Genomic DNA, 12,892 nt, shown 5'->3' with positions numbered 1-12,892 from the left:
CGGGCCCCGGCGAGCCGGGGCCGGCTCGGGCCCCGCCGGGGCCCGGGGTCAGCGGCGGCGGGGGGCCGCCCGGCGGGTCGGCTCGGCCGTCGTCGGGTCCTCCGGCCAGGGGTGGCGGGGGTAGCGCCCCCGCAGCTCCGCGCGCACCTGCGGATAGCCCGTGCGCCAGAACGACGCGAGGTCGGCGGTGACCGCCACCGGCCGCCCGGCCGGGGAGAGCAGGTGCAGCAGCACCGGCACCCGGCCGGCGGCGACCCGGGGCGCGTCGGCCCAGCCGAACGTCTCCTGGAGCTTCACCGCGAGCACCGGGGCGGCCGGGTCGGCGTAGTCCACCCGGACCCGGGAGCCGCTGGGCACGGCGATCCGCTCGGGGGCCAGCTCGTCCAGCCGGGCCGCCAGCGACCAGGGCAGCAGCCGGCGCAGCGCGGCGGCGACGTCCACCCGGGCCAGGTCGGCGCGGCGGCGGGCGGCGGCCAGCTCCGGGCCCAGCCAGTCGTCCACGCCCGCCAGCAGCGCGTCGTCGGTCACGTCCGGCCAGTCCGGCCCGAGCGCGTGCCGGCAGAACGCCATCCGCTCACGCAGCGCCCGCGCGGCCGGCGACCAGGTCAGCAGCGCCAGGCCGGCGCGGCGCAGCCCGTCGCGCAGCGCGGCGGCCACCAGCGCCGGCTCGGGGCGGGCCAGCGGCCGGGCGCCCAGCTCGATCGCGCCGAGGCGGACCACCTCCCGGGCCACCACGTCCCCGTTGGACCAGGCCACCTCCCGCTCCGAGCGCAGCAGCGGCCCGCCGGCCTCCCGTGCCGTCGCCTCGTCCAGGCCGGCGGCCAGCCGCACCCGGGCGGTCGGCGCGCCGGGGGACCGGTCGGCCACCGCGACGGCCAGCCACGCCGTGCCGGCCAGCGCCGACCCCGGGGCCAGCTCCGCCGCGGTCCCGCCCGCCATCAGGTACGTCGACCCGCCCGCCCGCCGGAGGCGGGCCAACCGCTCCGGGTACGCCAACCCGACCAGCAGCCCGGCGGCCAGGTCGTCGGGCAGCGGCCCCTCCGGCCGCTCCCGCCCCGGCGCGCCGTCGGTGCGGTCCCGTCCCGGCGGCTGGTCGGTGCGGTCCCGTCCCGGCGGCTGGTCGATTCGGTCCCGTCCCGGCGTGCGGTCGGTGCGGCCCTGCCCCGGCGTGCCGTCGCGGCCGGGGCCGGCGGCGCGGGCCGGGGACGACAATGCGGTGGCCCCGGCGGGCAGGGCGGCGCGCAGCCGGCGGGCCTCGGCGCGCCAGCGGGCGGTGGCGGCCGGATCCGTGCCCGCCCGCAGCCGCCGCCACGCGGCGGTCAGGTCGTCGCCCGGCCCGACGACGGTGTCGTCGGCGAGCAGCGCGACGACCTCGGCGGCCCGGTCCGCGCCGACCACCGGCGCGCCGTCCAGCAGCGCCCGGGCCAGCCGGGGGTGCGCCCCGGCACCGGCGATGACCCGCCCCCGGTCGGTGATCCGGCCCGCCGTGTCCAGCGCGCCGAGGGTGGTCAGGGTGTCCCGGGCGACCGTCATGGCGGCGGCCGGCGGCGGGTCCGGCAGGGCCAGCCCGGTGCCGTCCGGGTCGCCCCAGGCGGCCAGCTCCAGGGCGAAGCCGGTGAGGTCGGCGGTGGCGATCTCCGGCTCCGGCTGGGCGGCGAGCCGGGCGTGCGTGGCCTCCGACCAGCAGCGGTAGACGTGCCCGGGCGCCTCCCGGCCGGCCCGCCCGGCCCGCTGGGTCGCCGCCGCCCGGGACACCGGCACGGTGACCAGCGCCCCCAGCCCCCGGGACAGGTCCACCCGGGGCACCCGGGCCAGCCCGGCGTCGACCACCACCCGGACCCCGGGCACGGTCAGGCTGCTCTCCGCCACGGCGGTGGCCAGCACCACCCGCCGCCGGCCGGCGGGGCGCAGCGCGGCGTCCTGCTCGGCGGGGCGCAGCCGCCCGTGCAGCGGCAGCAGGTCCACGGTGCCCCGCAGGGCGGCCAGCCGCCCGGTCACGGCGGCGATCTCGCCCACCCCCGGCAGGAAGACCAGCACGTCACCGTCGCGCTCGGCGAGCGCCCGCCGCACGGTGGCCGCCACGTGGTCCAGCAGCGCCGGGTCGACCCGGCCGGAGGCGGTCACGGCGGCCGAACGGGGCGGCGGGGCCCAGACCCGGGCGACCGGGTGCAGCGCCGCCTCCGCCCGTACCACCTCGGCCGGCGCGCCGTCGACGCCGAGCAGCGCGGCGAACCGGTCCGCGTCCGGGGTCGCCGACATGGCGACCAGCCACAGGTCCGGGCGCAGCGCCTCGCGCGCCTGCACCGTGAACGCCAGCGCCAGGTCGGCGTCGAGCTGCCGCTCGTGGCACTCGTCGAGCAGCACCGCGCCGACGCCGGGCAGCTCCGGGTCGCGGTGCAGCCGGCGCACCAGCAGGCCGGTGGTGACCACCTCGACGCGGGTGGCGGCACCGACCCGGCGTTCGCCGCGCACCGCGTAACCGACCCGGTCGCCGACCCGCTCGCCGAGCAGGGCGGCCATCCGGTGCGCCGCCGCGCGGGCGGCCACCCGGCGCGGCTGGGCGATCACCACCCGGCCGGCGACCGCCCCGGCCACGGCCAGCGGGGCGAGGGTGGTCTTCCCCGTGCCGGGCGGCGCGACCAGGACCGCGCCGCCGGCCGCGCGCAGCGCGTCGAGCAGCGCCGGCAGGGCGGGGCGGACCGGCAGGTCGAGGCTTACGTCGGCGAGCACCGTCCTACTGTCGCACCGGGCCGCCGGGCGTCAGCGGGGGCGTACGGCGTCGAGGCCGGCGACGAACGCGCCCCACGCCGCCGGGGCGAAGTCCAGCGTCGGCCCCCTGCGGTCCTTGGAGTCGCGGACCGCGACCCGACCGCCGGTTGTGGCCACCTCGACGCAGTTTCCGTTGCCGCTGCTGCGGCTGCTGGTCCGCCAGGCCGTCCGGGACAGGTCGAGCGCGGTCATCCCCGTACCTCTCGTCTTTCTGCTGGCGCGCCGCGATGCGGTCACGCAAAGTTACGAGAAGCCTCCTCCAGGCGGGTCAACGAATCCGCCGGACTGAGCGCCATCCGGCACAGCTTCTCGTGCAACAGGCTATACCCGCGCACATGATCGGCTTCCTCCAGAGCCAGTCCCATCGTGAGGTTATCCAGGTAAACCACGGATGCGTCGGCGTCGTCGGAAAAGCCCAGGATGACGTACGGGGTGGTCATCGCCGGGTGTCCGCCGGCGGCGAACGGAAGTACCTGCACCGTTACGTTCGGTAGTTGTGCGACGTGGTGGATGTGGGCCAACTGCTCGGCCATCGCGGCCGGTTCGCCGACCGGCCGCAGCAGCACCGCCTCGTTGAGCACCACCGACAACTCGACGGGGTTCTCCCGGTGCAGCACGTCCTGTCGGCGCAGCCGGGCGGCGACCTTGCGGTCGACGCGTTCCTCCCCGGCGGTGAGCCGGTAGATCGCGCGGGCGTACGCCTCGGTCTGGAGCAGGCCGGGCACGGCCTCGGCCTCGTACGTGCGCAGCGACGCCGCCTCGGCCTCCAGCCCGACGTAGAACTCGAACCACTCGGGGAGCACGTCGCTGTAGTTCTGCCACCAGCCGCGCTGCTGCGCGCCCCGGGCGATCTCGATCAGCGCCTCGGCGTCGGCCCCGGTGACCTGGTAGAGGGCCAGGGCGGCCCGGACGTCGCGGGGCTTGATGCCGATCTGGGCGGTCTCGATGCGGGAGAGGTTGCTCTTGGACATGTCGAGTTGGCGGGCCGCGACGTCGAGGGTCATCCCGGAGCGCTCGCGCAGGTGGCGCAGCTCGCGGGCGATACGACGGCGGCGGACGGTCGGGCTGGCGGTCACCCTCCGAGTCTGTCACGCCAAGATCCCCAGGTCGTCCGGACACGGAGTGCAACTGTCGAAAGTGGGAGTTGCGTTGCAACCCGCTGACGTGCATCCTTTCACCCGGCGTCGATCAGTTGTGGACAATCCGTTGGGGAGGCTCGCGTGCTCACCGCCGACGAGTTCTATCTGATCGCCCACAACGACAGCCGGGGCAAGCCCAGGCTGCACCCCAGCGCGGCGGGCATCGGCCTGGCGGCGGCCCTGCTCGGCGAGTTGGTCCTGTTCGGACAGCTCACCGTCGCCGCCGGGAACGTGACCGTGGTCGACCGCCGCCCGCCCGCCGACGCCCTGGCCCACACCGTCCTGGACCAGTTGGTCGGCGAGTCCCAGCACCAGTCGGTGCGCACCTGGCTGAGTTTCCTCGGCCAGAGCGCGGCGACCTCGGTGGCGGAGCGGCTGGCCCGCGCCGGCGTGCTGCGCCGGCAGGAGAGCCGCCGCCTGCTGCGCACCAGCGTCAGCTACGTCCCGATCGACCTCAACGCGGTGGCCTGGCCGGCGACCCGGCTGCGGGCCCTGCTCGACCGGCCGGAGCCCCCGACCGTGCCGGACGCCCTGCTGCTCGGCCTCGTCTCCGCCGCCGGCCTCACCCGCGAGGTGCTGTGGAGCGCCGGCCCCCGCGCCCACCACCGGCTCAGTGTTCTCCTCCCGGCGTTGCCCCCGCCCCTGAAGGAGCTCGTCGCGCACACCGAGGCCGCCGTCGGCGCGGCCGTGCTGCGTGGCATGCCCTGACGGCCGCCGGCCCCTCGCCCCCCTCCTCGAACCGGAGCAAGTCGATGCCCCCCACGACGACATTCGAACGACCGAGCAACGTCTCCGACGCCCTGGCCCGTGGCCGCCTCGGCGTCCCGTCGGTGATCTTCTTCGTGCTGTCGGCGGCGGCGCCGCTGACCGTGGTGGCCGGCGTGGTCACCACCGGCTACGCCGTCACCGGCGTCACCGGGATGCCGCTGGCCTTCCTGGTGGTCGGCGCGGTGCTCGCCCTCTTCTCCGTCGGGTACGTGGCGATGGCCCGCCGGGTGGAGAACGCCGGGGCCTTCTACGCGTACGTCTCGCGGGGGCTGGGCCGCCCGGCCGGCGTCGGCGCGGCGTGGGTCGCCCTGCTGGCGTACAACGCGCTCCAGGTCGGCCTGTACGGCGCGGTCGGCGCGGCGGCGACGCCGGTGCTGGAGCGGCTGTTCGGCGCGTCGCCGGCCTGGTGGGTGGTGGCCCTGGTCGCCTGGGCCCTGGTCGCCGTGCTCGGCCTGCTGCGCGTCGACGTCAACGGCATGGTCCTGGCGGTGCTGCTGGTCGCCGAGATCGCGGTGATCCTCGTGTTCGACCTCGGGCAGCTCGGCCACCCGGCCGGCGGCTCGGTGAGCCTCGCCGCGCTGTCCCCGGACAGCCTGCTCGTCCCGGGCGCCGGCGCGCTGCTGGTGCTGGCCATGACCGGCTTCGTCGGCTTCGAGTCCTCCGTGGTGTTCAGCGAGGAGAGCCGGGACCCGAAGCGCACGGTCCCGATGGCCACGTACCTGTCGGTGGCGATCATCGCCGGGCTCTACGCCCTGTCGTCGTGGGCGATGACCGTGGCCGTCGGGCCGGACCAGATCTCGGCGCAGGCGGGCGAGCAGAGCGTCGAGCTGATCTTCAACCTGGCCGGGGCGCACCTCGGCGACACCGCCGTCACCATCGGCCAGGCGCTGTTCATGACCTCGGTGCTGGCCGCGATGATCTCCTTCCACAACACCACCGCCCGGTACGCGTTCGCGCTCGGCCGGGAGCGGGTGCTGCCGGCGGCGTTCGGGCAGACCTCGCCGCGCACCGGCTCGCCCCGGGTGGCCTCGCTCGCGCAGAGCGTCCTCGGTTTGCTGGTGATCGTGCTGTACGCGGTCAACGGCTGGGACCCGGTGCTGCAGCTGTTCTACTACGCCGGCTCCGGCGGCGGGTTCGGCGTGCTGCTGCTGATCGCCACCACGTCGATCGCGGTGATGGCCTACTTCGCCCGCGCCCGGGCGCAGGAGAGCCTGTGGCGGCGGCTGGTCGCCCCGGGGCTGGCCGCCGTGGCGCTCGTCGCCATCATCACGGTGGCGGTGGACAACTTCGCCATCCTGCTCGGCGTCGCCCCCGACTCCGCGCTGCGCTGGGCCGTCCCGGCCGCGTACCCGATGGCCGCGCTGGTCGGCGTGCTCTGGGCGCTGGTGCTGCGCAACAGCCGGCCCGACGTCTACGCCCGGATCGGGCTGGGCGCGGAGAGCGCCACCCTGCTGGCCGCCCACGGCTTCGACGGCGAGCCGGCCCGGGCGGGCGCGGGGACGCCGAGGTGAGCGGCGTACCCATCGAGCGGCTCGGCCCGGCCGAGACCCGGCAGGTGGCCGAGCGGATCGCCGAGGCGTTCCTGGTGCTCCCGGCGACCCACTGGCTCGTGCCGGACGCCGCGCAGCGCCGGCCCGTGCTGGCCGACAACTTCGAGATCCTGGTGGGCCACGCCATGGCGCACGGCCTGGTGCACGCCACGGCCGACCGGGCGGGGGTCGCGGTGTGGTTCCCGCAGACCGGCGACGTCCCGCCGCCGGCGGACTACGACGCCCGGCTGGCCGCCGCGTGCGGCGCGTGGGTCGACCGGTTCCGTCACCTCGACGACCTGTTCGCCGCCAGCCACCCGCACGACGGGCACCACCACCTGGCGTTCCTCGCGGTCGCGCCCGACCGGCAGGGGCGGGGGATCGGCTCGGCGCTGCTGCGCCACCACCACGCCTGGCTGGACGCCAACGGGGTGCCCGGCTATCTGGAGGCGAGCAGCGAGATCGGCCGGGACCTGTACGCCCGGCACGGCTACGAGCCCCGGGAGGTCTTCCGGCTGCCGGACGGCACCCCGTTCTTCCCGATGTGGCGTGAGCCGGCGACGGCCGGCTGAGACGGCCGACACGTGATGGGGCCCGGCGCACGCGCGCGCCGGGCCCCATCGCTTTCGTGCGGGCGTGCCTAGTAGGTGCCGTCGAGCTGACCCCGCAGCTTCGTCAGCGCCCGGGCGAGCAGCCGGGACACGTGCATCTGCGAGACGCCGATCTGCTCGGCGATCTGCGACTGGGTCAGGTTGCCGTAGAAGCGCAGCGTGAGGATCTTCTGCTCGCGCTCGTCGAGCGTGGCGAGCGCCGGGCCGAGGGCGACCCGCAGCTCGGCCAGCTCGAACTCGTTGTCCTCGCCGCCGAGCATGTCGCCCAGCTCGGTGGCCCGGTCGCCGTCGCCGGTCGGGGTGGACAGCGAGACCGCGTTGTAGGCGCGGGCGCCCTCCAGGCCCTCCAGGACCTCTTCCTCGGTGAGCTTGAGGTGGGCGGCGATGTCGGCGACCGTGGGGGAGCGGCCCAGCGTCTGCAGCAGGGAGCTGTTGGCGTCGGAGATCGCCAGGCGCAGCTCCTGGAGGCGGCGCGGGACCCGGATGTCCCAGGTGCGGTCGCGGAAGTGCCGCTTGAGCTCGCCGATGATGGTCGGGATGGCGTAGCCGGCGAAGTCGACGCCGCGCGACGGGTCGAACTTGTCGATGGCCTTGATCAGGCCGACGGCGGCCGTCTGCGCGAGGTCGTCGGTCGGCTCGCCCCGCCCGCTGTAGCGGTGGGCGAGGTGGTTGGCCAGGGGCAGCCACGCCTCGATCGCCTTGTCTCGCATCGCGGCGCGCGACGGGTGGTTGGCGGGCAGTGCCGCCATCGCGTTGAGCAGGTCGGCGGCGCTGTCGGTGAGCGCGCGCGGGTCGAGCTTGGCCGTGGTCTGCGGCGCTGTGGTCGTCTGCTCGCTGGTCGTTGGCGCGGTCATGGGTGGTCCTCCCTGCACCTCGTCCGCGGATAAAAGACGTGACGCTTCGGTTTAGCTTCAGATGGGCCGTTCGGGACCCACCTTAGCCTGGTTGGCTCCCGAAAATCTAGCCGAAAGTACGATGTGCTTAAGGGGTGTTGAGCAATGAACCGGGCAAATTGGGCGCGAACATGCGAATCTGTGATCGCGATTACCGGTTCCGGGTCCGGTGCGGGCCCGTACTGTCGGCTTTCCGTCGTTGTCCCGCGCGTGGGACGGCCCGTAGCGTCTCGGGGAACCTTTCCCCGCCCGGAGGCGCCGTGCTCGACCCCGCCGACCCGCACCTCGTCGTGCACAGCCGCATGGTCTACCTCCGCTGGCTGCCGGCGGCACCGGACGCGGTCGTCGCCCTACTGCCGGCCGGCCTGCGCGCCGGGGCCGACCCCCAGGTCTTCATGAACCAGTACGTGGTCGACGACGAGACCCAGACCTCCGGCCTCGGCGCGTACTCGCTGACCTACCTCGGCGTCTGCGTCGCCGGCCTGGCCGCCCCGGGCGGCTGGTGGACGCACTACCTCTGCTCCAGCGCCCGGATGCGCGGCTACGCCGCCGCCCGCGGCGCCCCCGTCGGCGTGGGGCACACCTGGCTGGAGCGGCGCGGCGACACGCTGGTCGCGCAGACCGAGGTCGACGGCCTCCCGCTGATCCGCACCCGGGTCCATGTCGGCCACACCGGCCACCTCATCCGCAGCGGCCACCACCACTACGTCACCGCGCGGGGCGGGGAGCTGGCCGGCGGCGTCCACCCGTATGTGGCCGAACCGGTGACGCCGTTCGAGGTGGAGTCCGTCGACTTCCTCGACCCCGCGCACCCCGTCCACGCGCTGCGCCCGGCCAACCCGCTGAGCATCACGGAGGGCTTCTACTCCCCGCGCGCCTCCTTCGCGTACCCGGGCGGGACGGGCAAGTCCCTGCCCGCTCACCAGGTGCCGGAGCGGCGCGCCCGCAGCGGCCGGCCGTCCGGGTCGTAGACCAGCCGGTACGCCGGCAGCGCCCAGGCCCGGGTGCGCCACGGCAGCCGCTCGGGGCGGTGCGGGCGCAGCCGGCCCGGCGGGCGCGGGCCCACCCGCCCCGAGTCGTGCCAGCGCTGCACCGCGTCGGCCGCCCGGGTGATCGCCCGGACCGCCGAGGCCGGGTCGAGCAGGTCGGCGTCCTCTCCGCCGCCCGGATCCCGGTCGAGGTGTTCGCGCCACAGCCGCAGCCGCAGGTCCCGGGCGAAGCGGCGGGCGCCGTCGCCCAGCCCGGCCGGGTCCAGCGGGGCGCGGTCGTCCCGGGTCTCGTCGAGCACCGCGCAGGACAGCTCGCTGTCGTGGCTCCAGGAGCGGCGGTTGAAGTTGTCGCTGCCGACGCTGGCCCACACGTCGTCGACCACGCACACCTTGGCGTGCACGTACACCGGGTTGCCCGCGTGGTTCTCCACGTCGAAGACGTGCACCCGGTCGGGCGCGGCCTTGCCGCACAGCGCCAGCGCCTGCTCCCGCCCGACCAGGTTCGGCGGCAGCGCGAACCGGCCGTCGACGTCGGGGTGTCGGGGGACCACGGCCACCAGGTGCAGCTCCGGGTTGTCCCGCAGCGCCCGGGCGAACAGGTCGGCCACCTCGGTCGACCAGAGGTACTGGTCCTCCAGGTAGATCAGCCGGCGGGCCCGGCGTACCGCCTTGGTGTAGGCGCGCGCCACCGTCCGCTCGCCGTCGGGGGCGAAGGAGTAGCGCGGGCGCACCGCCGGATAGGTGCGCAGCACCTGGACCCGGTGCGGGCCGCACGGCGGCGGGTCGGCCGGCTGGTCGGGCAGTGGGTCCGGGCGCAGGTCCGACCCGCGCAGCCGGTCCCGCAGGTAGGCCATCGGGTTCTCCGAGTCCAGCGGCATCGGGTCGGTCCACCGCTCGCGGAAGGTGGTGTCCAGCGCACCGACCACCGGCCCGCGCAGCGCGAGCTGCACGTCGTGCCAGGGCGGGTGCTCGCCGTACCGGGGCGACATCAGCACGGCCTGCCGGTCGCCGCGGTGGTCGGCGTCGTCGCGCCGGCTGTGGCACAGGTCGATCCCACCGGCGAACGCGACGTCGCGCTCCGGCGCGCCGGGGTGGCGCAGCACGACGAGCTTCTGGTGGTGCGAGCCGCCCCGGCGGACCCGCTGGTCGAGCAGCACCTCGCCGCCGGCCGCGCAGATCGTCTCGCTGAGGCTGCGGTTCTCCGCCTCGCTGAACGACAGGGCGTCGAGGTGCGAACGCCACAGCAGGCCCTTGACCACCACCCCGCGTTGGGCGGCCCGGCTGAACAACTGGGCGACGGTCGGGCCGCCCGGGCGCATCAGCTCGTCGGGGTCGCCGCGCCAGTCCGTGAAGAAGAGATGGTCGCCGGCCCGCAGCGCCTCCACCTCGCTGACCAGCCGGTCAAAGTAGGCCGAGCCGTGAATCAACGGCTCGGCGAGGTTTCCGGTCGTCCAGACGGGTATCCGTGAGACCGGGTTGGCGCGTTCGGCCGCGGTGAGGAACCAGTCCCGCATCGGCACGCTCCAGCTCCCGAGGTCGACAACGTCCTCACCGTAGGACCCCCGCGCCGGGTCCGCACGCCGGCCGGCACCCCCGGTGACCTGGCCGACGATCCGCGCGGAGAGCCACATCCGAGACAGCGAGACGCACACCGAGGAGGCCGCACGATGCCCGCCGAGCCGACCGATGTCATGACCGAGCAGCGCGAACAGCCGGTGGAGGGCGAACGGGGGGCGCTCGTCGCCGTGCTGGTGATGGTGTTGCTGGGGGTGGCGGGGATCTTCGCGGTCTCCTGACCGGCGGCCATTTCGGGGTACGCCGCCGACCGGCGGCCATTTCGGGTACGCCGCCGGGCGGCACCGGGGACGTCCCCGGTGCCGCCCGGCACGCCCCGTGTCAGGGACGCGCGCCCTGCCCGCCGGTGTGCGGCAGCCGCTCCGCCGGGACCACCCCGAGCCGGCCGGCCTGGAAGTCCTCGAACGCCTGGACCAGCTCGTCCCGGGTGTTCATCACGAACGGCCCGTAATGGGCCACGGGCTCCCGGATCGGCTGCCCGCCCATCACGTAGAGCTCCAGGGCGGGTGCGTTCGAGTCCTGCGTCGCGTCGGCGGTGACCCGCAGCGCGTCGCCCGGGCCGTGCACGGCGAGCTGGCCGGTGTGGAACGGCCGGCGCTCGGTGCCGACCGTGCCGCGCCCGGCGAGCACGTAGACCAGGGCGTTGAAGTCGGCCCGCCAGGGCAGGCTCAGCTCGGCACCGGGCTGCACCGTCACGTGGGCGATGGTGATCGGGGTGTGCGTCGAGCCCGGCCCCTGGTGCCCGGCGACCTCGCCGGCGATGACCCGGATCAGCGCCCCGCCGTCCGGCGTGGTGAGCAGCGCCGACTCCTTGCCGCGGATGTCCTGGTAGCGCGGCGGCTTCATCTTCGCCACCCTGGGCAGGTTGACCCAGAGCTGGAGGCCGTGGAACAGGCCGCCGCTGACCACCAGGTGCTCAGGCGGGGCCTCGATGTGCAGCAGGCCGCTGCCGGCCGTCATCCACTGGGTGTCGCCGTCGGTGATCGTGCCGCCGCCGCCGAGCGTGTCCTGGTGGTCCATGATCCCGTCGATCATGTAGGTCACCGTCTCGAAGCCGCGGTGCGGATGCCACGGGGTGCCTTTTGGCTCGCCCGGGGCGTAGTCGACCTCGCCCATCTGGTCGAGGTGGATGAACGGGTCCAGCTCGTGCATCGGCACCCCGGCGAAGGCCCGGCGGACGGGGAAGCCCTCGCCCTCGTAGCCGCTGGGGGCGGTGGTGAGCTTGCGGACGGGGCGGTAGCGGGTGGACTCGTCGAGCCGGGGCAGGCGGGGCAGGACGAGGACGTCGTCGACGGTGATGGCGGGCATCTCGAACTCCTTTACTCGCGGGGGGTGGCCGAGGCGTCACGGTCGGCGCGCAGCCGCCGGCCGAGGCGTTCGAAGACCCGGGTCAGGCAGGCGACCTCGGCGTCGTCGAGGTCGTCCATCAGGTGGGCGCGCACGGAGCGCAGGTGGTGCGGCGCGGCCTCGCGCAGCGCCAGCAGCCCGGCGGCGGTGAGCACCGCCTCGCTGCCGCGCCCGTCCTCGGCGCACGACTGCCGGGCCACCAGGCCGCGCTTCTGCATGGTGGTGATCTGGTACGTCAGCCGGCTGGGCGAGAAGACCAGTCGGCCGGCCAGCTCGCCCATGCGCAGCCGCTGCCCCGGCGCCTCGGAGAGCAGCACCAGCACGTGGTAGTCGGCGAAGCTCAGCTCGCTGTCGGCCCGCAGGTCGTCCTCGAGCTGGGTGAACAGCCGCTGGCTCGACTCGATGTAGGCCCGCCAGCAGGCCATCCGCTCGCTGTCCAGGCTCTCCGTCATGCCGCAACAGTAGCACTCTTTCAAATTTTGACAAGTGCTGTGGCGCGGGGGTGAGCTGCACTACTTTCCGTGCCTTCGGCGGAGCGCTTCGGATTTGAACGAGAAACGCCGGGCGACGCCGGGCGGCGGCTGACAGACTGCTGAACCATGGACGACGACGTACGCCTGGCCGCCCCCGGGGCGTTGCTGCGCCCCTGGCGCGCGGCCGACGCCCCCGCCGTGCTGGCCGCCCTGCGCGACCCGGCCGTGGCGACGTGGAACCCGCAGGGCGACATGGATGAGGCGGGGGCGCGCGAGTGGGTGCGCCGCCGGGCCGACTGGTCCGCCGGGGACCACGTCTCCCTCGCCGTCGCCGACCCCGGCGACACCGAACTGCTCGGCTCGGTGTCGCTGAGCGGCATCGGCGGCGGCCACGCCAACATCGGCTACTGGACCGCCCCCGCCGCCCGGGGGCGGGGCGTGGCCACCGCCGCCGTCCGGCGGCTCACCGCCTGGGGCTTCGCCATGCTCGGCCTGCACCGCGTCGAACTGTTCCACGCGGTGGCCAACCCCGCCTCCTGCCGGGTCGCCGAACGGGCGGGCTACCCCCTCGAAGGCACCCTGCGCGAGTCGCACCGCTACGGCGACGGCCGCCGCCACGACGAGCACCTGCACGCCCGCCTGGCGACCGACCCCTGACCGGCCCGCCCCGGGGGCCGGTCGGGGGTCGGGTCATGTCGGGCGGGTGGGGGTATCCAGGGGGTCCGGATGCCGCCATGTCGCCGACATGGTGTCGATCATGGTGGGCGAGGCCGGGCGGGTTCGCCGGGTGCAGGGCGGT

The 12,892-nt window shown here is 75.3% G+C and carries 12 protein-coding genes and 2 pseudogenes; 6 read left to right on the top strand and 8 right to left on the bottom strand.

The window, feature by feature from the left end; translation table 11 throughout:
• Positions 1-48 precede the first annotated feature (48 nt).
• From ACFYWL_RS24420 to ACFYWL_RS24405, 4 genes and pseudogenes are all read right to left on the bottom strand, one after another.
• Positions 49-1,059: pseudogene (locus tag ACFYWL_RS24420) on the bottom strand (ATP-dependent helicase C-terminal domain-containing protein); the annotation flags it as partial.
• A 165-nt stretch (positions 1,060-1,224) separates the two neighbouring features.
• Positions 1,225-2,730, bottom strand: a pseudogene (locus tag ACFYWL_RS24415) (helicase-related protein); the annotation flags it as partial.
• Positions 2,731-2,760: 30 nt separating this feature from the next.
• Positions 2,761-2,961, bottom strand: coding sequence for a DUF397 domain-containing protein (locus ACFYWL_RS24410; protein ID WP_386976752.1), 201 nt, complete (start codon positions 2,959-2,961; stop codon positions 2,761-2,763).
• Positions 2,962-3,002: 41 nt separating this feature from the next.
• A complete protein-coding gene (locus tag ACFYWL_RS24405; RefSeq protein ID WP_386976749.1) occupies positions 3,003-3,845 on the bottom strand; it encodes a helix-turn-helix domain-containing protein in 843 nt (280 codons plus the stop codon).
• Positions 3,846-3,989: 144 nt separating this feature from the next.
• Between ACFYWL_RS24405 and ACFYWL_RS24400 the strand changes: the two genes are divergently transcribed.
• From ACFYWL_RS24400 to ACFYWL_RS24390, 3 genes are read left to right on the top strand one after another with little or no spacing between them, the layout of a single operon-like run.
• Positions 3,990-4,616, top strand: coding sequence for a GPP34 family phosphoprotein (locus tag ACFYWL_RS24400; protein WP_386976746.1), 627 nt, complete (start codon positions 3,990-3,992; stop codon positions 4,614-4,616).
• Between the two features lie 44 nt (positions 4,617-4,660).
• Complete coding sequence (locus ACFYWL_RS24395; RefSeq protein ID WP_386976743.1) at positions 4,661-6,187, top strand: APC family permease; 1,527 nt, start codon at positions 4,661-4,663, stop codon at positions 6,185-6,187.
• Positions 6,184-6,777, top strand: coding sequence for a GNAT family N-acetyltransferase (locus ACFYWL_RS24390; RefSeq protein ID WP_386976740.1), 594 nt, complete (start codon positions 6,184-6,186; stop codon positions 6,775-6,777). The genes ACFYWL_RS24395 and ACFYWL_RS24390 overlap by 4 nt, the downstream gene beginning before the upstream one ends.
• Positions 6,778-6,845: 68 nt before the next feature.
• Here the strand turns inward: ACFYWL_RS24390 and ACFYWL_RS24385 are convergent, their stop codons facing one another.
• Entirely contained in the window at positions 6,846-7,670 is an 825-nt protein-coding gene (locus ACFYWL_RS24385; RefSeq protein WP_386976737.1) for a SigB/SigF/SigG family RNA polymerase sigma factor, read from the bottom strand.
• Between the two features lie 299 nt (positions 7,671-7,969).
• Here ACFYWL_RS24385 and ACFYWL_RS24380 point away from each other — a divergent pair, with 299 nt between their 5' ends.
• Positions 7,970-8,680 (top strand): hypothetical protein, encoded by a 711-nt coding sequence (locus ACFYWL_RS24380; protein WP_386976734.1) that lies wholly within the window; start codon positions 7,970-7,972, stop codon positions 8,678-8,680.
• Here ACFYWL_RS24380 and ACFYWL_RS24375 read toward each other — a convergent pair.
• Complete coding sequence (locus ACFYWL_RS24375; RefSeq protein WP_386976820.1) at positions 8,629-10,218, bottom strand: phospholipase D family protein; 1,590 nt, start codon at positions 10,216-10,218, stop codon at positions 8,629-8,631. The genes ACFYWL_RS24380 and ACFYWL_RS24375 overlap by 52 nt on opposite strands.
• Before the next feature lie 147 nt (positions 10,219-10,365).
• On the opposite strand from ACFYWL_RS24375, the gene ACFYWL_RS24370 reads away from it, so the two are divergent.
• Positions 10,366-10,494 (top strand): hypothetical protein, encoded by a 129-nt coding sequence (locus ACFYWL_RS24370; protein WP_386976731.1) that lies wholly within the window; start codon positions 10,366-10,368, stop codon positions 10,492-10,494.
• A 100-nt stretch (positions 10,495-10,594) separates the two neighbouring features.
• On the opposite strand, the gene ACFYWL_RS24365 is transcribed toward ACFYWL_RS24370, so the two are convergent.
• Entirely contained in the window at positions 10,595-11,581 is a 987-nt protein-coding gene (locus ACFYWL_RS24365) for a pirin family protein (protein ID WP_386976728.1), read from the bottom strand.
• Positions 11,582-11,592: 11 nt separating this feature from the next.
• The gene (locus ACFYWL_RS24360; protein WP_386976725.1) at positions 11,593-12,072 is read right to left on the bottom strand and encodes a MarR family winged helix-turn-helix transcriptional regulator; all 480 of its coding nucleotides are present in this window, start codon (positions 12,070-12,072) and stop codon (positions 11,593-11,595) included.
• A 147-nt stretch (positions 12,073-12,219) separates the two neighbouring features.
• On the opposite strand from ACFYWL_RS24360, the gene ACFYWL_RS24355 reads away from it, so the two are divergent.
• Positions 12,220-12,750 (top strand): GNAT family N-acetyltransferase, encoded by a 531-nt coding sequence (locus ACFYWL_RS24355; RefSeq protein WP_386976722.1) that lies wholly within the window; start codon positions 12,220-12,222, stop codon positions 12,748-12,750.
• The last annotated feature ends 142 nt before the right edge of the window (positions 12,751-12,892 follow it).

It is taken from the genome of Micromonospora sp. NPDC002575 (genome assembly GCF_042889525.1).
Lineage (GTDB): Bacteria > Actinomycetota > Actinomycetes > Mycobacteriales > Micromonosporaceae > Micromonospora > Micromonospora carbonacea.
The sequence above is the reverse complement of the archived record's forward strand: the minus strand, read 5'-3'. Positions and strand labels throughout refer to the sequence as shown.

Bases quoted from the DNA above. Each gene is read 5' to 3' on its own strand.
- ACFYWL_RS24410 (WP_386976752.1), bottom strand. From the start codon at position 2,961: ATGACCGCGCTCGACCTGTCCCGGACGGCCTGGCGGACCAGCAGCCGC.
- ACFYWL_RS24395 (WP_386976743.1), top strand. From the start codon at position 4,661: ATGCCCCCCACGACGACATTCGAACGACCGAGCAACGTCTCCGACGCC.
- ACFYWL_RS24385 (WP_386976737.1), bottom strand. From the start codon at position 7,670: ATGACCGCGCCAACGACCAGCGAGCAGACGACCACAGCGCCGCAGACC.
- ACFYWL_RS24370 (WP_386976731.1), top strand. From the start codon at position 10,366: ATGCCCGCCGAGCCGACCGATGTCATGACCGAGCAGCGCGAACAGCCG.
- ACFYWL_RS24365 (WP_386976728.1), bottom strand. From the start codon at position 11,581: ATGCCCGCCATCACCGTCGACGACGTCCTCGTCCTGCCCCGCCTGCCC.
- ACFYWL_RS24360 (WP_386976725.1), bottom strand. From the start codon at position 12,072: ATGACGGAGAGCCTGGACAGCGAGCGGATGGCCTGCTGGCGGGCCTAC.
- ACFYWL_RS24355 (WP_386976722.1), top strand. From the start codon at position 12,220: ATGGACGACGACGTACGCCTGGCCGCCCCCGGGGCGTTGCTGCGCCCC.